Genomic DNA, 23,460 nt, shown 5'->3' with positions numbered 1-23,460 from the left:
GTACGTTATTGATTGCGGGAGGGCAGGCGGATGACGGGGGCCTGCGGTTCATGATGATGGTGTTCGCCGTCGCAGTGGTGATGATGGGTATAGACCGCCAGCACCTCCTGCTCCGGTCGCCCGAACAGGCGGGCAAATTCGGGGTGGCGCGCCACACTTTCCGGCTCGCCATGACAGCAGACGTGGCGATTGAGGCAGATCACCTCGTGGGTGCTGGCCATCACCAGATGCAAATCGTGGGAGACCATCAGCACGGCGCAATTGAATTCGGCGGCCAGTTTGCCGATCAGGGCATAGAGCTCGATCTGGCCGTTGATATCCACCCCCTGCACCGGTTCATCCAACACCAGCAGCTCGGGTTTCACCAGCAGGGCGCGAGCCAGCAGCACACGCTGCATCTCACCGCCGGAGAGTTTTTGCATCCGGTTCTCCAGCAATCCCTCTGCGCCCACCCGGGCCAGCGCCTCCTCGATGGAGAGGCGGCTGTTTTTGCCCAGTTGCAGGAAGCGGCGTACCGTCAACGGCAGGGTGGGATCCAGATAGAGGCGCTGAGGCACATAGCCGACCCGCAGATCGCGGCTGCGGGTGATCTTGCCAGAATCCGGGGTGAGTAGACCCAGCACCAGCTTGCTCAGGGTGCTCTTGCCCGCCCCGTTGGGGCCGACCAGGGTGGTAATTTTGCCTTTATTGAGGGTAAAGGAGACCTTGTCGAGCACAGAACGTCCATCAAACGAGAGAGAGACCTCTTTCAGCTCCACCAATTGGCTCATGACAACTCCGGGGTTTACAGCCAGTGAGAGTTATAATATAACAAAAAGCGACTGTTATATTATCACATACTCACCCCCTGACGAGATTCATCAATGAGAATAATTGCGTTTTTCACTGCCTTGCTGGCGGTGAGTTTGCCTGTCCGAGCTCTTGAGGTGCTGACCACCATCAAGCCACTCGGTTTCATCGCAGCTGCGATCACTGACGGGGTGAGCGAGCCCAAGGTATTGCTGCCGACCGGCGCTTCTCCTCACGATTTCTCCCTGCGTCCCTCCGATATTCGCAGCATCAACAGTGCCAATCTGGTTGTGTGGGTTGGCCCTGAGCTGGAAGGCTTTATGGCCAAGCCGCTGGCCAATCATCCACATAAACTGACCCTGACTCAGGTTGAGGGGATGCCGCTGTTCAACTACGCGACTCAGGATAGCCATGACTCCCATGATCATGATGATCACGATCATGGCCATGTCGCCCACGAGCACGGTGACCATGATCATGATGATCACGATCATGGCCATGTCGCCCACGAGCACGGTGACCATGATCATGATGAAGGGCATGAGGGACATCATCACGAAGGGGTCGATCCCCATATCTGGCTTGGCCCGACGCAGGCCAAGGTGATTGCCAAGGCGATCGCGAGCGAATTGGGCAAGCTGGATCCGGCCAATCAGGCCCGCTATGACGCCAACCTGGCGGCTTTTGATGCCAAGGTGGATGCCAAGGACAAGGTGATTGCCGACCAGATGAAGGCGGTGAACCAGAAGGGATACTTTGTATTCCACGAGGCGTATGGATACTGGGAGCGCCACTACGGCATGAGTTCAAAAGGTCACTTCACCGTGAGTCCGGAGCGTCGCCCAGGCGCCAAGACGCTGGTGGATATTCGCAAGGCTTTGGAAGAGAAGCAGGCGAGCTGCATCTATGCCGAGCCGCAATTCTCCCCCGCAGTGATTGAGTCGGTTGCCCGTAATACCGGTGCCAAGGTGCTGCTGCTGGACGAGGTGGGTGAGCAGGTACCGCTCGGTCCGGATGGTTATCCCCAGTTTATGGATCAGCTGGCAGCCGCTTTTGCGCAGTGTCGCTGATGTCTGGCTGAGGCTGATATCGAGACAGACTATACTGACCTCCAGCATCTGACATGGAGTGTCAGCTATGAAATGGTTGTTGATCCCTGCCTGCACGATGGCGCTATGTTGTGCCAGCGTGCAGGCCTCTCGCCTCTCTGAATATATTGCCAGCCCGGATCTGCGGGCCAAACTGCAGGAAGTGTATGGCGGCCGCGCCATTCAGCGAGCCGAGGCCTTCTCTCGCCTGTTGACCCCCAGAGCCGGCACTACCGACCAGCAGAAGGTCGAGCTGGTGAACAACTACTTCAACAATCTGACCTACAGCGAGGATCCCAAGCTGTGGGGGGATGAGGACTACTGGGCCAATCCGCTGGAATTCATCGGTGCCCGGGGTGGGGATTGCGAGGATTACAGCATCTCCAAGTACTACACCCTGATGGAGCTGGGGGTGGATGAGAAGAAGCTGCGGCTGGCCTACGTCAAGGCTGTGCGTTACAACCAGTTCCACATGGTGACGCTCTACTTCCCGACTCCCAAGGCTGATCCGCTGGTGCTCGACAATATCAACAGCCGGATCCTGCCCGGCAGCAAGCGTACCGATCTCATTCCCGTTTACAGTTTTGATGCCAAGAGCATCTGGATCATGAAGTCACGCCGGGAAGGGACCCTGGCGGGGAGTGCTGATCGTTTGGCGCAGTGGACATCGATGAAGACCCGTTTCTCCAGCGAGCAACTGCGCTCTCCCCGTCGTCAGCTATAGCTTGCCCGCCGCTTTCAACTCCTCGAAATATTTCGCCGCGCCCGGATGCTGTTCAATGCTCAGCACCGGGCCGGTTTTATTGCGTGCCCGGTGAAACATGTTGGCGTAACCGTAGGTTTGTTCATTGAACTTGGTCTGCTGGGTCAGCATAGCTTTGGTCAGGCGATAGACTGCTTCATCCGGGGTTGCTGCATTGGTGACCAGGGTGGCGGCGATGGCAAAGGTCGGAGTGGCTTTCAGATTGCCAGGGTAGATTCGGGCGGGAACCTGACTGCGCTGGTAGTATTTGACCCCTTTGAGCAACTCATCTCGAACAGCCCCTTCGATGGGGAGAAAGCTAATGGCACATCGTTTGGCAGTGTCGAGCACGATCCGGTTCGGGTGCCCCATCACCAGTGCAAATGCGTCGATCTGCTTGCTGCAGAGCGCATCCGGCAGGTTGGCCATGCTCTTCAGGTCGAGGTCTGGCTCTTTCGCTCCCAGTATCTTGAACAGTGCCAGCGCGGTTTGGCGAGTGCCAGACCCCTTCAACCCCATGTCGATGGGGGCGAGTTTGAGCTGTTCCAGTGAGGTGATATCGCCGTCGGCACGGATCACGATGGTGAAGGGTTCTGCATGGGAGGCAAACAACGCGCGTAGTTCGGGCTGCTGTTGTCCGGTAAAGGGGCCTGTCCCCTGGTGGGCTTGATATAGCCAGTCTGACTGCACCATGGCATAGGAGACCTCGCCGTTTTTCAGCAGTTGCAGATTTTCTATTGAGCCCGATGTCGCTTGTAACTTGCATGCAAGTTGTGGGTCGACATCATGAGCTAGGTGACAGAACTCTTTGGTTATCTGGTGATAGATCCCCTTTTCACCTCCGGTGCCAATGGTGATGGACTCGGCCATCAGGGCGGGTTGCCAAAACAGAGCCAACAGCAAAGCGCACTTTGTCATAACGAAATCTCCTTGGCATAACCATCAATGCCCCAGGTCCGCAGTTTGTCGATATCGCTGCACTCTCCTGACTCCGCCAGCAGGGTATAACCTGCGGCATGCATGGTCTGGGAGAGCAGATTCCAGTAGAGCGGCGCATCAGTCAGTTGGCAGCTGATAAAGATGGGATTGAGCGGGTCGAGCTGATTGAAAGTGTCTGTATTCAGAGGAATGGCGCTGAAGGCGAGCTCACACCCCTGTTCCTGTAGCGCAACCAATGTGGACTGGCCGTGGGAGGGGAACGTGGCCACATCCCAGCGCCAATCCAGCATTTTACCTCGGCCCTGGCTCAGCAGGGGGGCGATCTCTGACCATTGCGGGTGATTGAGCAGGGATAGTGGCAGCAAGATCCCCTCTATGTGGGAGTGCTGCCACTGTTGCAGAGCGCTCTGGATGGTCGCGAGATCACTGTCGGCACCGAGGGGCTGGTTGGGCAAAAAGCGCTGATAGAGGGCTATATCCCCTTGGGTTGAGACAAATTTTTGTAGTTGTCCCCCTTCCGGCAACGGACTTAGCCCTTGCAGCGGCTGCGGAGTAGTCAGTGACAGCTGTTTTCCCAGCTGGGTGATCTTGAGTCGTTGTTGCAACAGATCCCGCTTGCGTTCAGAGACCAGTTGGTTGATGGAGAGAGCCACCTCTTTGAGGTCCTGCAGCCAGGGGGTGGGCAGAGTGCTGTTGAACTGGTGTTTGCGGATCCGGATCAACTGCAGGTTGATCTGCTCCAGTGGTTGCAGCAGGCGTTTGCAGATCCAGGAGATGATCAGGGTGAACACGACGAGCCCTGTCAGCAGGGCCAGCCCGGTGCGGCTGATGGCATTCCATAGATGCTGGTAGGCGTAACCACTATGTCCTTCCAGCGTCAGAGTGCCCAACATACGCCAGCCATCGGTCAACTCTTGTTCAACCTTGACCGGAGGTATGCCGATAACCGAGGGAAGCCAGCCTGGAACATTTTGCTGGGCAGAGTGGAACACTTTCTGGAACAGCAACTGGCCATCGGGATCAATCAGGGTGACCGAGCTGACGAAGCCGCCATCAAACATGGCATTGACGATGGTCTCTGCCAGCACCTTGTCGTCATTTAACAAGGTCCCTTGCAAGACCAGGCCAAGGGCAGTGATGGCGGTTTCCAGATTGGCTGACATCTGATCGAGAATGGACTGACGGACAGTTGAGACCTCCAGAGCGAAGAGCAGAACCGCACCAATCAGAAACAGAACAAGAATTATCCTGCGTAACAGTTTTGATAACGTCATATCCACTCCATGGAAAAATTATCGCAACATTTGCATTTTTAATGCGGCATTGAGTCCGACTAGGTTCTTAAAAATAGGAAAAAATGGTTAAAAAAGACGATCATTTCTGCCCATCTGGACAGGTTATGCATAAAATGTGAGGTTCATGCAGATTGCAATGAACTATTTGTAACTTTGTTTGTCCAAAAAACAGTCTTATACGCTTTTGTCACAACTGACATCGCAACTTACATTCTTTAGAGCTAAATACAGGATAGCGGATGAAACGTCTCCGTCCCTTGGTAGTACAGGCTACCAATTGGGAACCACCGGTTCCCCGCAAACACTTCTACGCCATGCTGATGCTGACGGCCATGACCCTGTCAGCAGTGGCATTATTGCCAGCTCCGGGTGACATCCTGGAGCGGCCGCTGCGTCTTGAGTTGCCCATCGATACCGCCGGTACCGCAACCAACGAAAACAACACCGATTTTAACGAAATCCCCGACCATGAACTGGTCGACCAAAGTGCCACCGAGGATGACATTCCGGTTGATAGCACCCCGCAGTGGCAGGATTATCGGGTTCGCAATGGCGAAAACCTGACCGCTATTTTCAACAATCTGGGGCTATCAACTACCACCCTCTACAAGGTGCTGGATGCGGACAACAAGAACTATCTGGCGAGTCTCAAGCCGGGACAGAACATCGAGCTGTTGATCGATCAGGACAACATCCTGCAACAGCTAAAGATCCGCTTGAACATCAAACAGACCTTGGTGATGGCACGCAGTGATGATGCCTATACCTCCTCGATGATTAACGAGAAGGTGGAGTGGCAGCCACAGCGTTACAACGGGGTGATCAATGGCAGTTTCTATGTCAGCGCCCGCAATGCTGGCATTCCGGCCACTCACATCCAGAAAATTGCCAACCTGTTCCAGTGGCGGATGAATTTTGCCCAGGACCTGCAGAAGGGTGACAAGTTCGAGGTACTGGTGCGTCAGGAGACGGTCGAGGGCAAGAGCACCGGCAACAGTCAGCTGCTGGGGGTTGAAGTGACCAGTCAGGGCAAAACTGTCTCGGCCTGGCTCTCTGAGGACGGCAACTACTATGACGGTCAGGGTAACAGTCTGGAGCGTGGTTTCCGTCGTTATCCGACCCACAGTCGCTACCGGATCAGCTCCAATTTCAACCCCGCGCGCAAGCATCCGGTGACCGGCGCCATTCGCCCCCACGAGGGGACCGACTTTGCTCTGCCTATCGGCACGCCGGTGTTGGCGACCGGTGATGGTGTCGTCCAGAAGGCGACCAGCCACCCGTTGGCAGGCACCTATGTGGTTATCAAACATGGCCGCACCCTGGCGACCCGCTATCTGCACCTGAGCAAGCTGCTGGTCAAGCCGGGCCAGCGGGTCAAGATGGGCGACAAGATTGGCCTCTCCGGCAACACCGGTCGCTCGACCGGTGCCCACCTGCACTACGAGCTGCGGATCAACAACCGCCCGGTCAATGCCATGACCGCCAAGTTGCCGATGGCTGAACCGCTGAGCGGCAAGGAGCGTCGTCAGTTCCTGGCCAAGGTGAAGAGCTACCGCAAGGAGCTGGCCGCAGGTTGATACCTGTCGTCACTGCCTGAAATGAAAAGGCCCCGCCAGATTGGCGGGGCCTTTTTGCATGCGCAATGTGCGCAATGAGAGTCAGTAGCCCTTGTCGAAGTCGATTTTGCCATCCAGTGGCTGACCATCGATAAAGCGGATGTAGTTGCGCACAAAGATCTGGGCCACATCCTCTGGAAAGCTGTAGGCGCTGTTGTGGGGGGTGACGATGAGGTTGGGTTGTCCCCACAGCGGACTGTCAGCGGGCAGCGGCTCCTGCTCGAACACATCCAGCACCGCCATCGCCAGCTTGCCGGTACGCAGCGCAGTGAGCAGATCGCCTGAGTGAACGGCGCTGCCGCGGCCAACGTTGAACAGGATGGCGCCCGGTTTGCAATATTCGAAGCGCGCGGCATTGAACAGATGACGGGTATCGCGGGTGGCTGGCAGCACGCTGACGATGACATCGGCTTGCGCCAGCATCTTGTTGAGCGCTGGCAGCTGATAAACCTGATCAAACCCGGCCCGCTCCCGACCGCTGCGGCTGATGCCCAGCACCTTCATGCCAAAATGTTTGCCGGTGTGGGCGATATGCTGGCCAATGCTGCCGGTCCCCAGGATCAGCATGGTGCGCCCCTTGAGGCCCTGATAGGGGTGACTCTGCCACAGCCGCTGTTTCTGCTGCTCCCGATAAAGGGGAATTTGACGCATCAGGCTGAGCAGATGACCAAAGACGTACTCGCTCATCAGCGGGCCGAAGATGCCGCGCACATTGGTGAGCTGATAGTCGCGGCGACTGTCAGGGTCGAGCAGCACATCGACTCCCGCATAGGTGGACTGGAACCAGCTCAGCTTGTTGGCTTTGGGCAGCAGCGGTTTGGCGCGGGCCGGTTCGGCCATCAGAATATGGGCTTCGCCAATCAGTTTTTCGGCATCGCCCGGATTATCGGCCCGCAGAATGCGCAGATGGGGGAGGTTGGCGGCCTTGAGCAGCCGTTCGTAGTGAGCATTATCCTGGCTGAGCAAAAGAAGGGTACGTTGGCTCATACTCTTGTTCCTTATCAGAATTTGCGGCGCAACAAGATGCCGCTCTCGACCCATCTTACCTGACTTCATATCGCAACATAGCCGACCAGGGCGCTTTTTCGTTTTCGCCACGCCCCTCGTGGGCTACAATCTGCCCCACATTTTGCAAAGGATCCGACTCCAGTGTTTGGTGACAAGTTTTATAAGCGACTGGCCGAGCTACAGCCTTGGCAACAGACCGTCTACACCCTGGCGCTGGCAGAGCGCATGTACCCCAACTATGCCCTGTTCAGCCAGGCCTCCGGCTTTGGCAATGCTGGCGCTTTCCGGCATGCGCTGGATCAGATGTGGGTCTACCTCACCGTCAAGGGATCCCGGGTCAATCTGGGTGCCATTCTCGAAGAGTTCGAGTCTCACATTCCGGATCCCCGCAAGTTTGAATCCTACGGCGCCTATCCCGCGCTGGATGCCTGCGTTGCGCTGGGCTGCGCCTACAACTCGGTGATCTGCCGGGTTGGCGAAGAAGCCAACGATGCCAGCCATGCGTCAGTCGGTACCGTGGCCGGTTTTATCGAACTGCTGGAAGAGCGGGATCTGACCGAAGAGGAGCTCTACGAGCACGAGTACATGGAAGCCGAGCTGGAGTTCCAGGTCGAACTGCTCAAGCGGGTTGCCCATGAACGCGACAGCGATCGTATCCTGGCTATCAGAGCATTCGCCTCCCAGGATGGCGTCTCCAATATCGGGATCAGCCTGGAAGAGTAATCCTCTCTGGCTCCTGATAGACAAAAGCTCCCATTCGGGAGCTTTTTTTATGCCTGAAATTGTTCAGCAGCTTATGCCTGCTCTTCGGTGAGGGGTCTGACGCTCAGCACCGGGGCGGCGTCGATTTCGTCGGCATTCATCATGGAGGAGATGCGCTGCAGGGAGGAGAGCAGCAGGGTCTGTTCCCACGCTTCCAGCGCCTGAAAACGCTGAATGAAGCGCTCTTGCAGCGGGGTGGGGGCCTGGGCCAGCAGGGCGCGGCCTGCGTCGGTGAGTGTCGCGTGAACCTTGCGTTTGTCGGTATTGCTGCGAATGCGCTGTACCAGCTGGCGGCTCTCCAATCGGTCCATGATGGTGGTGGCGGTGGCCTGGCTCATGTTGGTGTGATCGGCCAGTTGGCGCATGGAGATCTGTCCCAGCTCGTCGATCCCTTTGAGCAACAAGAGTTGCGGGGAGGTGAGCCCGGCCTCTTTGATCAAGCGCCTGGAGTGCATGTCGATGGCACGAATAATCTGGCGCAGAGCGACCAGCACTTCATCATGTTTTTCCATGGGGTGTGCGTCATTGGAGTGCTATGGAGAGGCGCAAAATTTTCCGCCTAATTCCTCACAAGGTCAATATGGTTTTTGTTGTAATCATTTCTGCTCTAATTAATTTTGTGTTAGGTTGTCGGGCATTTCACGGAGTTCACCCTGACATTTGAGGAGCGAAATGATGAACGACGAGCTGGATATCAAGTCTCTGGTGGCCGAGTTACGTATGGTCAGAGTGCGCTATGAACTGCCGGATACCTCGGCTTTCGTGCGCTATCAGCCCGCCTACGAAGAGGACCCCAACACCCTCAAGGTGCACCACTATGATGGTGAGCTGCCCCTCTCTTGCAGTGAGACAGGTACTTTCAACCTAAAGGAGTTGGTGAATGAATTGCGCTACGCCTATGTGCTGGTGCACCTCTTTCCTGACGAAAGTGCCATGAACTTCTATCTGACCGGCCTCGATACCGGCCTGGCCCAGCTGGAGTTCATCGGCGGCTCTTACGATTTCAACCGGCTCTGGATCACCAGCGGTGTATCCAATGTGGGAGTGCCGATGGCCATCTTCCTTGGCAAGCGCCATGCAGTGAACGGCCAGCCCTCGGTTTCGCTGGTGGATCACCGCGAACAGGCGGCCGGAAAACTGGTCTATCGCGCCATCGGCGGTGCCGGTGATCACGTAGGCGAAGAGTTTTTCAACAACGACTAAGGAGGCTGGATGCGAGCAAGCAAAGGGCTATTGAAAGGCCTCAACCCCACCATGGCCATGACGGCCCTCACCGTGATCACCCTGTTTTTGCTGTTTGGCGTATTTGTTCCCGATACCGCGGCCGCCTGGTTTGTCGGTGCCAAGGATCAGATCATTGCCGGGTTCAAGTGGTACTACATTCTGGTGGTCGCCCTGTTCCTGTTCTTCGCTGTCTACCTGATGTTCAGCCGCTTTGGCAGCATCCGGCTGGGTGACGACGACCAGGTACCGGAGTTCGGCTACTTCGCCTGGTTTTCCATGCTCTTTAGCGCGGGCATGGGTATTGGTCTGGTGTTCTGGAGCATCGCCGAGCCGATGAACCATCTGCAGGGCAATCCGTTCATTACCAAAGGGATGACCCCGGAAGCGGCCCAGATCGCCATGCGTCTCACCTTCTTCCATTGGGGTCTGCACCCCTGGGCCATCTATGTCATCGTTGGCCTGTCGCTGGCCTTCTTCAGTTATCGCCGCAAGTTGCCGCTGGCTATTCGCTCTGTGCTTTACCCCATCCTCGGCGAGCGGATCTACGGCTTTTGGGGCCATGCGGCCGATGTGCTGGCGGTGTTTGGCACTGTGTTCGGGGTGGCGACCTCCCTCGGTCTGGGTGTCTCCCAGATGAATACTGGTCTCAGCCAGATGTTTGGCATGGACGTATCGCAGTCCAACCAGCTCTGGCTGATTGGTGGCATCAGCCTGATCGCCACCCTGTCGGCGGTCTCCGGGGTCGGGCGCGGGGTGAAGATCCTCTCCGAGCTCAATATCTGGCTGAGCGTCTTCGTGCTCGCGCTCTTTCTGGTGCTGGGGCCGACCACCTATATCCTCAACGCCTATGTGCAGAACATCGGTGATTACCTGCAGAACATCGTCAAACTGAGCTTCTGGACCAACACCGAGGCCAATGGCACTTCGGCCTGGCAGTCGAGTTGGACGGCGTTTTACTGGGGCTGGTGGATTGCCTGGGCGCCGTTTGTCGGCATGTTTATCGCCCGCATCTCCAAGGGGCGAACCATCCGCGAGTTCGTGCTTGGTGTGCTACTGGTGCCTTCACTGCTTGGCATGTTCTGGCTCACCGTGTTTGGCGGCACGGCGATGAATCTGGAGCTGTTTGGTGGCGGCGGCGTGGTGGCTGCGGTCAATCAGGATGTGACGCTGGCGCTCTACAAGACGGTGGATCTGCTGCACTGGGAGACCTTCGGCTGGATCGCCAAAGGGGTGCTGACTCTGCTCATTTGTACCTACTTCATCACCTCCAGTGACTCGGGCACGCTGGTCATCACGACCCTGCTCTCCATCGGTGACCAGGAGCCGCCGGTGTTGCACCGCGCCATCTGGGGTCTGGGACAGGGGCTGGTTGCCGCTATCTTGCTAGTCTCAGGTGGCCTGGCGGCCTTGCAGGCAGCCAGCATCATAGCGGCGCTGCCCTTCTCGGTGATCATGCTGGCGATGTGCTATTCGCTGATGCTGGGGCTCAAGCAGGAGAGCCAGCGCCAGTTCGAGTATCGCCAGAACCTCAAGCGCCACGATGGCTCATCTCATATGAGCCTGATGGAGCGAATTGGTCCGGCATAACGGCATCAGCAGGGGGCTAGCACCCCTTCCTAGGTAAACCAGGATGCAAAACGGCCGCCCTGGCGATGCTCTCCCTGCGGAGCTCATCATCAGGGCGGCCGTCTGTTATGGGGCCAAACTTATTCTTCGATAAAGGTCCACTCATCCTTGACCCGGCTGATGGCATCAGTCCGTTTCCTGGCCAGCTGCTCCTTGATCTCTTCTCCCTTGTAACCGGCGGCCACTATCTCTTTTACCGGCACCGCCTGGGCAGCAGCCAGCGCTTCAGCCACATAGTCCGGCTCGGCGTAGACCCGCTCCTCGAAACCGGTACGGCCGTGGAAATCGGCGCGGCAGGCATCCAGCAGCTGGGCAAAGCGCTCAGGGCGGCGCCAGGCATCTGCCTTGTCGAACACCTTGAGCAGGGTGGCGGGCTTGAGCTCAAAGGCGATGTGGATGTGGGTGTGCAGATCGCTCACCAGCAGCGCCAGATCCCGGCACTCGTTGGGTACCCGGAACCGCTCGCACAGGGCGCGAATGAGTGGCAGCCCCTTCTGGCCGTGACCATGATGGCTTGGCCAGAACTCCTTGGGGGTGATCCCCTTGCCAAGATCGTGGCAGAGGGCGGCAAAGCGGACGGTCAGTTCTGGGGAGATCCGGCACGCCTGCTCCAGCACCATCAGGGTGTGGATGCCGGTGTCGATCTCCGGGTGCCACTTGGCCGGGGCGGGGACGCCGAACAGGGCATCGATTTCGGGGAAGAGCGCCTTGAGGGCGCCACACTGGCGCAACACCTCGAAGAAGATCTGCGGGGTCGGCCCCAGCAGCACTTTTTCCAGCTCCTTCCAGACCCGCTCCGGAGTAAGGTGGGCCAGCTCGCCGGCTGCCGTCATCTCGCTCATCAGGGCGAGGGTTTGTGGCGCGATGGCAAAGCCTTGGGTGTGGAAGCGGGCGGCGAAGCGGGCGACCCGCAGGATGCGCAACGGGTCTTCGGCAAAGGCGGGGGAGACGTGGCGCAGCAGCCGTTTTTGCAAATCCTCAATGCCGCCGTAGGGATCATGGAGCTGGCCCTGATCATCCTCGGCGATGGCGTTGATGGTGAGATCCCGGCGCAGCAGATCCTGTTCCAGCGTCACATCGGGGGCGGCATGGCAGACAAAGCCGGTGTAGCCCTGACCCTGTTTGCGTTCGGTGCGGGCGAGGGCATACTCCTGCTGGGTTTTGGGGTGGAGGAAGACCGGGAAGTCGCGACCGACCTGGGTAAAACCCAGCGCCAGCATCTGCTCCACGGTGGCGCCGACCACCAGATGATCCCTGTCGCCCTGCGGCAATCCCAGCAGGCGATCCCGCACTGCCCCCCCAACCAGATAAGTCTGCAAACCGTCTCTCCCATCATCAATCGTGGGGCCGAGTATATCGTCTTTGTTACCGCTTTGCTGCCTGACCACGGCTAGCCCGCAGCGCCAGTCAGCGCGGCTTTGACTTGGGCGTGACGAGGCCGTACGCTGCCGCACCAGACAGCTGGCGCTGTGCTGCGGGATGACGTTATGCCCGCGCTGGCCAGATGAGCCGAAGGAACCGCAGAGTTCCCCTTATATCAACGACATGAGAACAACGTGAATCAATCAACCTTCGCAAGCCGGGTTCTGGAGTGGTATGCGCTTCATGGCCGCAAAACCCTGCCCTGGCAGCAGGAGAAGACTCCTTACCGGGTCTGGGTCTCGGAGATCATGCTGCAGCAGACCCAGGTCGCCACCGTGATCCCCTATTACCAGCGTTTTATGGCGCGCTTCCCCGATGTGGTGGCGCTGGCCGATGCCCCCGTCGACGAGGTGCTGCACCACTGGACCGGGCTTGGTTACTATGCCCGGGCCCGCAACCTGCACAAGGCGGCCCAGCAGATCCGCGATCACCACCACGGCCTCTTTCCCGAGCGCTTTGATGAGGTGATGGCGCTGCCGGGGATTGGCCGCTCTACCGCCGGTGCCGTGCTGTCGCTCTCTCTGGGTCAGCCCCACGCCATTCTTGATGGCAATGTGAAGCGGGTGCTCACCCGCTGGCTGGCGCTGCCGGGCTGGCCCGGCCAGAAACAGGTGGAGAACGAGCTGTGGGAGATCGCCATCCGGCTGACCCCCAAGCTGGGCGTGGCGCAATATAACCAAGCGATGATGGATATCGGGGCCACTATCTGCACCCGCAGCAAGCCTGCCTGTGAGCGCTGTCCGGTGCGAGCCGATTGCCAGGGGCTGTCGCAAGGCAACCCGACGGCTTACCCCAACAGCAAGCCGAAGAAGAGCATTCCGGCACGGGACGGCATCATGCTGCTGATCCGCCACGGTGACGAGCTGTTGCTGGAGAAGCGGCCGCCACAGGGGATCTGGGGCGGGCTCTACTGCTTCCCGCAGGTGGCCTCGCTGGCGGAGGTGGAGGGTCTGCTGGCAAATCTGGGGCTAGCGCACCACGGCTATCGAGAGCTGGCCGGTTTTCGCCATACATTCAGCCACTTCCATCTCGATATTCAGCCGTTGCTGATTGATATTGACGGGGCGCAACCGCTGCGGCTCATGGAAGCAGATAACCGACTCTGGTATAACTTACGCCATCCTGCCGAGGTGGGGTTGGCGGCCGCCACTGCCCGCCTGCTTGCCTATCCAGAGTTACAACCATAGAGGTCAACATGAGCCGTACTGTATTTTGCCAACGCCTGAAAAAAGAGGGCCCGGGTCTGGATTTTCAACTCTATCCCGGTGAGCTCGGCAAGCGGATTTTTGACAACATCAGCAAGGAAGCCTGGGCCGAGTGGCAGAAGAAGCAGGTGATGCTGATCAACGAGAAAAAGCTCAATATGATGAATCTCGAGCATCGCCAACTGCTGGAAAAAGAGATGGTCAGCTACCTGTTTGATGCAGGTGAAGTGCAGATAGACGGCTACACCCCTCCCAGCCAGTAAGCTCTCCGGCGGTTGTACGTGTGAACAGGAGCGGGCATGGTGTCATAGATGGTGATACCGCTCCTTAAGTCGCTGCAAATGAATGATGGGCAGCCCGGCTGCCCGGTTTGAGGATCCTATGGGCCGAATTTTTTGGCTGCTGTGCACCCTGCTGTTTCTCTCCGCCTGCTCATCCTCCCCCAAGCCCAGCGGGAGTGAGGATGACGATCTGGTCAACGGCAAGGACATCCGCGGTTTTGAACATATGATCAGCGCGCTCTCCCATAATGTGAACGAGATATGGGGGCGAGAGGCGCTGTTTGCGGGCAAGTTTGACTACGTGAAATACACGGATCAGTACAAGAGCCGGGCCCACATCGACTTCTCCAATGGCCATATCATGGTGGAGACGGTCTCCGGCGTTGACCCGCGCGCTCACCTGCGTCGCGCCATCATCGAGACCTTGCTAACACCAGACGACCCGGCCGAGGTGGATCTTTACTCCGATCGGGAAATTCTTACTGGCGGCGAGCCCTTCCTCTACGGTCAGGTGCTCGATAATCAGCGCCAGCCTATTCGTGCATCCTGGCGCGCCGAGCGTTATGCCGATTACCTGCTCAACACCGCGATGAAGAAGCGTACCCTCGGTATTCGTACCATCTTCTTCGTCGATATTGCCATGGTGGCCAACCATGAAGATCGGCGGGGCTACAAGTATGCGGGAATTATCCGGGAAGCCTCTCGCAAGTACGGGGTGTCGGAGAGCCTGATCTACGCAGTGATCAAGACCGAGAGCAGCTTCAACCCCTATGCAGTGAGTCATGCCAACGCCTACGGTCTGATGCAAGTCATTCCGGCGACGGCAGGGCGTGACGTCTATGTGCGGGTCAAGGGCAGGAACGGTCAGCCGACCCGGGAAGATCTCTTCAATCCTGCCTACAACATCGATGTCGGCACCGCCTATCTGCACCTGCTGCAGACCGTCTATCTGGCAGATATCGAGGATCCCCGTTCTCGTCGCTATGCGGTGATCTCCGCCTACAACGGCGGTGCCGGTGGGGTGCTCAATACCTTCTCCAGCGATCGCAAGGCGGCGCCCGGCATGATCAACCAGCTCTCCCCGGAGGCTGTCTATCAGGTACTGACCGAGCAGCATCCCAAGGCGGAGGCCCGTCGTTACCTCTACAAGGTCAATCAGGCCGAGAAGGGGTTTAAACGAACCTTTGCCAGCCGGGCAGGTTAAGCGGTGACTGAACGTTAACCATGCAAAAGGGCGCTTGATATCAAGCGCCCTTTTTACGTCTGGCCGGTTTGTGTCGGAAGTGGCCTTATTTAGCGATAAAGCCGCCCTTGGTCTGCGGGGCCGCGCCTACTTTTTCCAGGGTTTTCACTTCGACTTCGGTTTTATTCCAGCTGTGGTCCACTTCACCGCGAATGCGGATTAGGTCATTCGGGCCCACTTCGGTACCGCGCCACACATCTTGATCCACCTCGACTTCCACTTCGCCGCTGGTATCGCGGAACAGATAGTTTTCACCACCCAGATGTTTGACCAGCTTGCCTTCCAGAGTCGCCCAGCTGTCATCGGCCAGATCTTTCAGTTGTGCTACCGAGACTTTGTTCTGCTCTTGCGGACCGGTATAGGCCGCCATGGCGAAAGAAGAGACAGACATCAGGGTCAACAGTCCGATTACGCTTGCGCTTACTTTGTTCATTTCATACTCCTGTCGTTGGTATGAGGGCATTGTGCAGGGGGGCGCGTGAAACAAGCGTGAAAGAAATGACCATATATAACTGTCTATTTTGTGAGCGCAAACGATTTCATCAGGAACGAAGCATGTGTGATTACACCAGGCTCGGTAATCTGTCGTTTTCACCAGAAGTCAGTGGCGGCAAACTCTTCCCGTGATTGCCGCTATTCGAGGGGAAGTCCGCAGGTATCACCTGCTTCATAGATGAGAATAACAATATGAAAAAATGGCTTGTTTGTTTATTGGGGTTGATGGCGTTGACCGCCCAGGCGGTCGAGCGTCCGGCTTTTTCCCGGATCGTGATGTTTGGTGACAGCCTCTCCGATACCGGAAAAATGTACAAAAAGATGAGGGGGTATCTCCCTTCAAGCCCGCCTTACTCCGAAGGGCGTTTCAGCAATGGGCCGATCTGGCTGGAAGTGTTGCAACAAGAGCATTTCCCGGGGCTTAAGCTGGCCAACGAGGCTGAAGGCGGTGCAACGGCGGTGGCCTATAACCATCTGGGCGCCCTGAACGGCTGGCTCGGTTTCTGGTCCTGGGATCCCAAATATCAGGTGATCAACAACCTCGACTACGAGATCGATCAGTTCCTGAAAAAGGACAAGTTCCGCCCTGATGATCTGGTGGTGATCTGGGTCGGTGCCAATGACTATCTGGCCTATGGCTGGAACAAAGAACAGGATGCGGATCGGGTGATCGATACCATCAGGTTGGCATCCAACCGGCTGGTGCTCAACGGTGCGCAGCAGATCCTGTTGTTCAACATGCCCGATCTGGGCAGAAGTCCTTCCGCCCGTAGCCAGAATGTTGCGGACAAGGTCAGTCACATCGCCCATTACCACAACGAGCGGATGCTCAATCTCACTCGGGAGCTGGCTCCGCTCGGCATCGTGAAGCTGTTCGAGGTGGACAAGCAGTTTGACGAGATGGTGCGCGAGCCGCTGCGATTCGGGTTGTACGACATTGATCACGCCTGTTATGAGGGGGGTTACCTGTGGACGCCTTTTGCTGCCAAGGTGCCGAAAGCGGCTGCGCTGACGATACCGGAGCAGCTGGCCATTGCCAGCAGCCCGATCCTGGCTCAGGCGGTTGTCAGTCCTCAGTTGATGCGAGTGGCGATGGCGGCCAATTGTGATAACCACATGTTCTGGGATCAGGTTCATCCCACCACAACCGTGCACAAGGCATTGAGCCAGCGCGTGGCTGATTTTATCGAACAAAACTACGAGTTCATCCGTCATTGATACTTCTTGGGCCAGCGTTCTGCTGGCCCTTGTTTCCCGCCAGCTCTCCCATCGATGCGTCTTTTTGCGTCACATTTAGTTCAAATAACCAACGTTTGTTGCTGTTTTTGTAACGTGGTTGCGTTAGAGTGTTTTTTGTTAATTGATATCAGTGACTTGAAAATAGGCTAACGTTTATATGCAGCGATCGCTTTTGGGTGGTTGCGCCTATAAGACGAGGTGATATCAATCAACCTCCTCCTACATAAAGTTGCAGAGGCTCAGACATGAATAAATCATTGATTACCTTGCTGGTTACCGGTTTGCTCGCGGCCAATGCCCAGGCTGCCGGTCAAGATAACACCTGGTATGGCGGTGCCAAACTGGGTTGGTCCAACTTCTACGGCATTGATGAAAGCAACGCCCTGACTCTTGGCAATGAGACCAATGATGCCTTGGGGGCTGGCGTGTTCGGTGGCTATCAGATCAACAAGAATCTGGGAGTGGAGCTGGGTTACGACTATCTGGGCAAATATAAATACGATGCGGTGAAGAGTGGTGCTGCATTCAGTGATGAAGTGACCGCACAGCTGGCACAACTGACCCTGAAGCTGGGTTTCCCGGTGACTGACAGCCTGGATCTCTATGGCCGTGTTGGTGGCGGCTATGGTTGGGCTGATACCAAGAGCGATGTCTACAAGGATGACAGCCGCTTTGTCGTAGTCGGGGCTCTCGGTGCAGAGTATGCGTTCAACCTCGACTGGGCTGCTCGCCTCGAGTATCAGTACTCCACACCTTATGGCAGCCGTGATGATACTGGTTTGCGCATGGATAATGGCCTGCTCTCGCTGGCTGCCGTCTATCGCTTCGGTCAGGTTGCTCCGGTTGTTGCGGTGCCTGCACCAGCCCCCGCACCTGCTCCCGAGCCGGTGATGGTGGAAAAACAGTTTACCCTGAGCTCCGATGTGCTGTTCGACTTCAACAAGGCGACCCTCAAGCCGCAGGCCAGTCAGGCACTGGATAGTCTCTATAGCCAGATTGAGGCTGCACGACCGAAGGACGGCGTAGCGACCGTGATTGGTCACACTGACCGCATCGGCTCTGCCGCCTACAACCAGAAACTTTCCGAGCAGCGTGCCCAGACTGTTGCCAACTATCTGGTTGGCAAAGGGATCCCGGCTGCCAAGATCAATGTGGAAGGTCGTGGCAAATCCTCACCCGTCACTGGCGACAGCTGCGTCAGCAAGTCCAAACGTGAGCTGATCGTCTGCCTGGCTCCGGATCGTCGCGTTGAAGTGAAGGTGGAAGGGGTTGCCGAGGCTCAGCAATAATCTGCTGATCCAGCCCCTTGCGGGGCGGTGACAAGGCCGCCTCGTTGGTTGTGAAATGCAAAAAGGCCAGTCAGATTATCTGACTGGCCTTTTCGTTGCGCTGGGCAAGGCATTCAGGGGGGGGATCAGGACGGCAGCGGCATGACCCGATTACGACCGAGCTCCTTGGCCTTGTAGAGCAGTTTGTCGGTGCGCTCGACCAGGCAGTCGCCACTCTCTTGACCGTTATATTCACCCACGCCAAACGAGGCGGTGATGTGGTCAATACGGCGGCCAGATTTGCGATCCAGAATCGACATCCGCTCGATGGCGCGACGCATGCTTTCTGCCATCTGTCTGGCCAGTGCCAGAGTGCGATGGGGGATCAGCATGGCGAACTCTTCCCCACCCAGCCGATAGGCAGTGACCCCCTCCTTGCAGGCATCGCGCAGCCGCTTGCTGAAGGCGCGCAGCACCTGATCGCCGAGCAGGTGGCCATACTCGTCGTTGAAATTCTTGAAGCGGTCGATGTCGGCGAGGATCAGCGAGAAGGGGTGATGGCTGCGGATTAGCCCTTCCAGCTCCAGATCGAAGGCACGGCGGTTGAGCAGGCTGGTGAGGGCATCTTCGTTGGCCAGCTTGCGGGTCTCGTTGAGCGCAGCCCGCAGCTCCTTGATCTCTTTCTCGGCATTGCTGAGCTGGTTGCGAAAGTGCATGGTGGACATCCGTACATCCCGCGATTCGCGTACCAGATCCCGCAGGATCCCCATGGTGTCTTCCAGGCTGAAGCCTTCGTCATCGATGCGGCTGAGCTTGTCAAAACTCTTGTCGAGCATCTCCTGAAACATGCCGGTATCGGAGATGGCATCTTGCATGGAGTGGCCCAGTTCGTTGGCCATGGCTGCAAGATTGAGCTTCATCGCTTCCATCTGCTTCTCATCCTGAGCGGCAAGATATTGGTGATAGATCCGTTCGCAGGTGGTGAGCGAGCAGGTTCCTTGCAGTTTGACGGCCTGATCGATCGCTTGGTTAAGTTCGGGCATGCTCGCCGCGACATAGTTGTACCATAGGTGGTAATTGTCCGGCGTTGTGGGGATCTGGTACTTGATCATCAAGGGTACCGCCTGTTTGAGATAGGCGGCCGATTGGGCAAAAGTGTCCTTACTCATGAGTTCTGTGTCTCATCATGCCAGCGAACTGAAGATAGTATGACAGAGAGATTGGCCAAAAGGCAGCCGATGGATGCCATTCGCCCCCCCCTCCGATATAATGGCACCGTTACCACCTACCCTAAGGCCTGCTTATGTCTCAAAAAGATCCTTTCCTCGAACGCGAGGCCGAAAAATACGATAACCCCATCGCCAGTCGCGAGTTGATCCTGGAACTCATCAAGGGCCACGAAAAGCCCATGTCTCGTGAAGAGTTGGCCAAGGTCCTCAAGCTGAAAGATGAAGAGCCGTTGGAAGCCTTGCGTCGTCGTCTGCGCGCCATGGAGCGTGATGGACAACTGGTATTCACTCGCAACCAATGTTATGCCCTGCCGGATCGCCTGAATCTGGTCAAAGGTTATGTAATCGGCCACAAGGATGGCTTCGGTTTTCTGCGTCCGGAAGGTGGTGGTCCGGATCTGTATCTGAACAACCGAGAGATGCAACGCCTGATGCATGGCGATTACGTGCTAGTGCAACCGACCGAGATCGACCGCAAGGGTCGTCAGGAAGCGCGTCTGGTGCGCCTGCTCAAGTCCCGTGAGGCAGACATTGTCGGCCGTTACTTCGTCGAGAATGGCGTTGGTTTCGTGGTGCCGGATGACAGCCGTATCGGCCAGGACATCATCATCCCGGAAGGGGAGAACAAAGGGGCTCGCCAGAGCCAGGTCGTGGTTGTACGCATCAATCAGCGCGCCACCTCCCGCATCAATGCCGTAGGTACCGTACTGGAAGTGCTGGGCGAGAACATGGCGCCGGGCATGGAGATCGAAATTGCCCTGCGTACCCATGGTATCCCGCACACCTGGCCGGAAGAGGTGACCAAAGAGGTTGCCGGTCTCGGCGAACAGGTGCCGGAGAAGGCCAAAGAGGGCCGCATCGACCTGCGCGCCCTGCCGCTGGTCACCATCGACGGGGAAGATGCCCGTGACTTCGATGACGCCGTCTTCTGTGAAGCCAAGCGCGGTGGCGGCTGGCGTCTGTGGGTCGCGATTGCGGACGTCTCCGCTTACGTTAAGCCCGGCACGGCGCTGGATGCCGAAGCGTACCAGCGCGGCAACTCTGTCTACTTCCCCGAGTTCGTGGTGCCCATGCTGCCGGAGGTACTCTCCAACGGCCTGTGTTCCCTGAACCCGCAAGTTGACCGTCTCTGCATGGTGTGCGAGATGACCATCTCCGCCGCTGGCCGCATGTCCGGTTACAAGTTCTACGAAGCGGTGATGAACTCCCACGCGCGGATGACCTACAGCAAGGTTGCCGCGATCCTCGATGGCGAGCCCAAGCTGCGTCAGCAATATGATCCGCTGGTCGGCCACATCGAAGAGCTCAACAACCTCTACAAGGCGCTCAAACATGCCCGTCATCAGCGCGGTGCGGTGGAGTTCGAGAGCGAAGAGACCCGTTTCATCTTCAACGCCCAGCGCAAGATCGACCAGATCGTGCCGCTGGTGCGCAACGATGCCCACAAGATCATCGAAGAGTGCATGATCCAGGCGAACGTGGCCGCGGCCCGTTATATCGAGAAGAACGAAGCCTCCGCCCTGTTCCGGGTGCACGACCGTCCGGGCGAAGAGCGTCTGACCGGTTTCCGTGACTTCCTGGCCGAACTGGGTCTGGAGCTCAAAGGTGGCCTCGAGCCCGAGCCGAAAGACTTTGCCGAGCTGGCCGCCAAGTTTGAAGGGCGCCCGGATGCAGAGCTGCTCTCTACCATGCTGCTGCGCTCCATGCGTCAGGCCATCTATCAGGCCGACAACATCGGTCACTTCGGTCTGGCGTTGAAGTCCTACGCGCACTTCACTTCGCCAATCCGTCGCTACCCTGACCTCATCCTGCACCGAGCCATCAAGTATCAGACGGCCAAGGAGCAACAGGGCAACCTGCGCAACAAGTGGACTCCGAGCGGTGGTTATCACTACCAGCTGGAAGAAGTGGACCCGATGGGTGAGCACTGCTCCATGACCGAGCGCCGTGCCGACGATGCGACCCGCGACGTGGCCGACTGGCTCAAGTGCGAGTACATGCTGGATCACGTGGGTGACGAGTTCGACGGCGTCATCGCCAGCGTCACCGGCTTTGGCTTCTTCGTCCGGCTGGCCGAGATCCACATCGATGGTCTGGTGCACGTCAGCACCCTCACCAACGACTACTACCAGTTTGATCCCCTGCACATGCAGCTGATCGGCGAGAACTTCCGCCGTCGCTACCGTCTGGGTGACAAGGTGCGGGTCAAGGTGATGGGCGTGAACCTGGACGATCGCAAGATCGACTTCGTGATGGTCGAAGAGCCGCTCAAGGCCACCGGCAAGAACGCCAAAGAGATGGCGCGCAAGCAGGCCGAGATCAAGAAAGAGAAGGCCAAGAGCGCCCAGCGCCACGAAAAACGTAAAGAGGGCAAGGATATCGGCAAATCCGACAAGGGTGGCCGCGCCAAACCGAGCAACAGACGACCGAGCAAAAAGGCTCGTGATAAGGCCAAGAGCACTAAATGAGTACTGAACTGATCTACGGCATTCACGCTGTATCCGCGCTGCTTGAGCGCAACCCGGAGCGTTTCATCGAAGTGTGGGCCCTCAAGGGGCGGGATGACGACCGGCTGCAACCCCTGTTGGCCGAGCTGGAATCCCTCGGTCTCAAGGTGCAGAGCGTGAACCGCAAGACCCTTGATGACAAAGCGGAAGGCAACAATCACCAGGGCATCATAGCCAAGGTGATCGAAGCGCCCAAGCTGGCCGAGCACGATCTGGCCAGCCTGCTCGATAGCCTGCAGGAGCAGAAGGCGCAGCCCTTCCTGCTGGTGCTGGACGGGGTGACTGACCCGCACAACCTCGGCGCCTGCCTGCGCAGCGCCGATGCGGCGGGGGTCCATGCGGTCATCGTGCCGCGGGACAAGGCCACCGGCCTGACCCCCATCGTGCGCAAGGTTGCCTGTGGCGCGGCCGAAGTGGTGCCGCTCATTCAGGTCACCAACCTGGCCCGCAGCCTGCGCGAGTTGCAGGAGCGTGGTGTCTGGCTGGTTGGCACCGCTGGCGAGGCGGATCACGACCTCTATCAGGCCAAGCTGACCGGCCCGATGGCGCTGGTGATGGGCGCCGAGGGCAAGGGGATGCGCCGTCTGACCCGCGAGCACTGCGACGAGCTGGTGAGCATCCCGATGGCGGGGGCAGTATCCAGCCTCAACGTCTCGGTGGCGACCGGCGTCTGCCTGTTTGAAGCCGTGCGTCAGCGCCGCGTTTAACCATGCTGACTGACAGACCCCCCTTCGATTGGGCGCAGGTCGCAGATAAAGAGGAGGCCGCGCGCCTCCTCTCTTTTGCCCGCCCGCTGACCCTCAGCCCGAAAAGCTGCCTCTGGCACGCTGGTGACAGCCCTGATCTGCTGGTCAGGGTGGATCAGGGGCTGCTGCGGGCCAAGCTGGTGCTGGAGGATGGCCGCGAGTACATCAAGGAGTTCTACTGGGAGGGGGACGAGTTTCTCGACTTTCACCACCTGCTCAGTGGCGAGCCAGCCCGCTACAGTGTGGAGGCGCTGGAGCCCTGCCGTCTGCAGCTGTTCCAGCTGGCCGACTTGCGCCAGTTGCCCGGTTGGCCGCGCTGGTACCAGCACCTGCTGGAGGTGCAGCTGCGCATCAAGGAGGAGAAGGAGCAGTTGCTGCTGACCGGCAGCCCGCAGGCCCGCTATCAGCACTTCCTCGACAGCTTTCCCGCGCTCGATGCCAGAGTGCCCGACCACCAGATCGCCGCCTATCTCGGTATCACTCCCATCAGTCTGAGCCGCATTCGCAAGCGGTTGAAAGCGCTTGGCGAGGGCTAACGCCCTCTCTTTACCGCCCGATTTCGCGAAAAGAGGTGGGTTCTGCCGCTGGACTCCCACTTCTCACCCTCTCTCTACCCCGACAGCAAGCCGTATCCCCAGCCAGAGCCATATTCACAAGCGACTGAAAGAACTTAACAAAGGTTAATGCAGGGCGCTGGCGCCACGATTATGCTGGCAGGCCGAATTGATAAGGAGTC

The 23,460-nt window shown here is 57.9% G+C and carries 22 protein-coding genes; 14 read left to right on the top strand and 8 right to left on the bottom strand.

From position 1 onward, the window contains the following. Nucleotides 1-5 precede the first annotated feature (5 nt). Nucleotides 6-770, bottom strand: a complete 765-nt coding sequence (gene znuC, locus LD28_RS0103965) for a zinc ABC transporter ATP-binding protein ZnuC (protein WP_033135721.1) — start codon at nt 768-770, stop codon at nt 6-8. A gap of 93 nt (nt 771-863) precedes the next feature. Here znuC and znuA point away from each other — a divergent pair, with 93 nt between their 5' ends. Next, a complete protein-coding gene (gene znuA / locus LD28_RS0103960) occupies nt 864-1,859 on the top strand; it encodes a zinc ABC transporter substrate-binding protein ZnuA (protein WP_033135720.1) in 996 nt (331 codons plus the stop codon). 67 nt (nt 1,860-1,926) lie between these two features. Then, nucleotides 1,927-2,601: a transglutaminase-like cysteine peptidase gene (locus tag LD28_RS0103955; protein WP_033135719.1), complete on the top strand. Its 675-nt coding sequence runs from the start codon at nt 1,927-1,929 to the stop codon at nt 2,599-2,601. On the opposite strand, the gene LD28_RS0103950 is transcribed toward LD28_RS0103955, so the two are convergent. Both LD28_RS0103950 and LD28_RS0103945 read right to left on the bottom strand, forming a co-directional pair. After that, nucleotides 2,596-3,537, bottom strand: coding sequence for a TAXI family TRAP transporter solute-binding subunit (locus LD28_RS0103950; RefSeq protein WP_033135718.1), 942 nt, complete (start codon nt 3,535-3,537; stop codon nt 2,596-2,598). The two genes, LD28_RS0103955 and LD28_RS0103950, sit on opposite strands and share 6 nt — an antisense overlap. Beyond that, nucleotides 3,534-4,832, bottom strand: coding sequence for a LapD/MoxY N-terminal periplasmic domain-containing protein (locus LD28_RS0103945; protein ID WP_033135717.1), 1,299 nt, complete (start codon nt 4,830-4,832; stop codon nt 3,534-3,536). Before LD28_RS0103945 ends, LD28_RS0103950 begins: the two co-directional genes overlap by 4 nt. A 260-nt stretch (nt 4,833-5,092) precedes the next feature. Here LD28_RS0103945 and mepM point away from each other — a divergent pair, with 260 nt between their 5' ends. After that, nucleotides 5,093-6,430, top strand: coding sequence for a murein DD-endopeptidase MepM (gene mepM, locus LD28_RS0103940; RefSeq protein ID WP_033135716.1), 1,338 nt, complete (start codon nt 5,093-5,095; stop codon nt 6,428-6,430). 81 nt (nt 6,431-6,511) lie between these two features. Here the strand turns inward: mepM and LD28_RS0103935 are convergent, their stop codons facing one another. Continuing rightward, nucleotides 6,512-7,456 carry a D-2-hydroxyacid dehydrogenase gene (locus LD28_RS0103935; RefSeq protein ID WP_033135715.1) on the bottom strand — a complete coding sequence of 315 codons (945 nt, stop codon included), beginning with the start codon at nt 7,454-7,456 and terminating at the stop codon, nt 6,512-6,514. 162 nt (nt 7,457-7,618) lie between these two features. On the opposite strand from LD28_RS0103935, the gene LD28_RS0103930 reads away from it, so the two are divergent. Next, the gene (locus LD28_RS0103930; RefSeq protein ID WP_033135714.1) at nt 7,619-8,200 is read left to right on the top strand and encodes a YjaG family protein; all 582 of its coding nucleotides are present in this window, start codon (nt 7,619-7,621) and stop codon (nt 8,198-8,200) included. Nucleotides 8,201-8,271: 71 nt separating this feature from the next. Here LD28_RS0103930 and LD28_RS0103925 read toward each other — a convergent pair whose 3' ends face one another. Then, entirely contained in the window at nt 8,272-8,751 is a 480-nt protein-coding gene (locus LD28_RS0103925) for a MarR family winged helix-turn-helix transcriptional regulator (RefSeq protein WP_033135713.1), read from the bottom strand. Nucleotides 8,752-8,914: 163 nt separating this feature from the next. Here LD28_RS0103925 and LD28_RS0103920 point away from each other — a divergent pair, with 163 nt between their 5' ends. Both LD28_RS0103920 and LD28_RS0103915 read left to right on the top strand, forming a co-directional pair. Next, a complete protein-coding gene (locus LD28_RS0103920) occupies nt 8,915-9,442 on the top strand; it encodes a hypothetical protein (protein ID WP_033135712.1) in 528 nt (175 codons plus the stop codon). A 9-nt stretch (nt 9,443-9,451) separates the two neighbouring features. Further along, the gene (locus tag LD28_RS0103915; RefSeq protein ID WP_033135711.1) at nt 9,452-11,050 is read left to right on the top strand and encodes a BCCT family transporter; all 1,599 of its coding nucleotides are present in this window, start codon (nt 9,452-9,454) and stop codon (nt 11,048-11,050) included. Between the two features lie 119 nt (nt 11,051-11,169). On the opposite strand, the gene LD28_RS0103910 is transcribed toward LD28_RS0103915, so the two are convergent. Continuing rightward, entirely contained in the window at nt 11,170-12,408 is a 1,239-nt protein-coding gene (locus LD28_RS0103910; protein WP_033135710.1) for a multifunctional CCA addition/repair protein, read from the bottom strand. Between the two features lie 237 nt (nt 12,409-12,645). Here LD28_RS0103910 and mutY point away from each other — a divergent pair, with 237 nt between their 5' ends. The 3 genes from mutY to mltC all read left to right on the top strand — a co-directional run bounded on the left by mutY (nt 12,646) and on the right by mltC (nt 15,201). Further along, nucleotides 12,646-13,698, top strand: a complete 1,053-nt coding sequence (mutY, locus tag LD28_RS0103905; RefSeq protein ID WP_033135709.1) for an A/G-specific adenine glycosylase — start codon at nt 12,646-12,648, stop codon at nt 13,696-13,698. Nucleotides 13,699-13,706: 8 nt separating this feature from the next. After that, nucleotides 13,707-13,979 (top strand): oxidative damage protection protein, encoded by a 273-nt coding sequence (locus LD28_RS0103900; protein ID WP_033135708.1) that lies wholly within the window; start codon nt 13,707-13,709, stop codon nt 13,977-13,979. A 118-nt stretch (nt 13,980-14,097) separates the two neighbouring features. Then, entirely contained in the window at nt 14,098-15,201 is a 1,104-nt protein-coding gene (gene mltC / locus LD28_RS0103895) for a membrane-bound lytic murein transglycosylase MltC (protein ID WP_033135760.1), read from the top strand. An 85-nt stretch (nt 15,202-15,286) separates the two neighbouring features. On the opposite strand, the gene LD28_RS0103890 is transcribed toward mltC, so the two are convergent. Beyond that, the gene (locus tag LD28_RS0103890; protein WP_033135707.1) at nt 15,287-15,673 is read right to left on the bottom strand and encodes a YgiW/YdeI family stress tolerance OB fold protein; all 387 of its coding nucleotides are present in this window, start codon (nt 15,671-15,673) and stop codon (nt 15,287-15,289) included. A gap of 254 nt (nt 15,674-15,927) precedes the next feature. Here LD28_RS0103890 and LD28_RS0103885 point away from each other — a divergent pair, with 254 nt between their 5' ends. Beyond that, nucleotides 15,928-16,953: an SGNH/GDSL hydrolase family protein gene (locus LD28_RS0103885; protein ID WP_033135706.1), complete on the top strand. Its 1,026-nt coding sequence runs from the start codon at nt 15,928-15,930 to the stop codon at nt 16,951-16,953. Between the two features lie 266 nt (nt 16,954-17,219). Further along, on the top strand, nt 17,220-18,263 hold the full coding sequence (gene ompA, locus LD28_RS0103880; RefSeq protein ID WP_033135705.1) for a porin OmpA: 1,044 nt from the start codon (nt 17,220-17,222) through the stop codon (nt 18,261-18,263). A gap of 125 nt (nt 18,264-18,388) precedes the next feature. On the opposite strand, the gene LD28_RS0103875 is transcribed toward ompA, so the two are convergent. Further along, nucleotides 18,389-19,411 carry a GGDEF domain-containing protein gene (locus LD28_RS0103875; RefSeq protein ID WP_033135704.1) on the bottom strand — a complete coding sequence of 341 codons (1,023 nt, stop codon included), beginning with the start codon at nt 19,409-19,411 and terminating at the stop codon, nt 18,389-18,391. 134 nt (nt 19,412-19,545) lie between these two features. Between LD28_RS0103875 and rnr the strand changes: the two genes are divergently transcribed. Genes rnr through LD28_RS0103860 form a run of 3 tightly spaced genes read left to right on the top strand, consistent with a single transcriptional unit; the run spans nt 19,546 to nt 23,260 of the window. Continuing rightward, the gene (rnr, locus tag LD28_RS0103870) at nt 19,546-21,939 is read left to right on the top strand and encodes a ribonuclease R (RefSeq protein ID WP_033135703.1); all 2,394 of its coding nucleotides are present in this window, start codon (nt 19,546-19,548) and stop codon (nt 21,937-21,939) included. After that, entirely contained in the window at nt 21,936-22,685 is a 750-nt protein-coding gene (gene rlmB / locus LD28_RS0103865; protein WP_033135702.1) for a 23S rRNA (guanosine(2251)-2'-O)-methyltransferase RlmB, read from the top strand. Before rnr ends, rlmB begins: the two co-directional genes overlap by 4 nt. Before the next feature lie 2 nt (nt 22,686-22,687). Beyond that, nucleotides 22,688-23,260 (top strand): Crp/Fnr family transcriptional regulator, encoded by a 573-nt coding sequence (locus LD28_RS0103860; RefSeq protein WP_033135701.1) that lies wholly within the window; start codon nt 22,688-22,690, stop codon nt 23,258-23,260. Nucleotides 23,261-23,460 lie beyond the last annotated feature (200 nt).

It is taken from the genome of Aeromonas finlandensis, assembly GCF_000764645.1.
GTDB lineage: Bacteria > Pseudomonadota > Gammaproteobacteria > Enterobacterales > Aeromonadaceae > Aeromonas > Aeromonas finlandensis.
The sequence above is the reverse complement of the archived record's forward strand: the minus strand, read 5'-3'. Positions and strand labels throughout refer to the sequence as shown.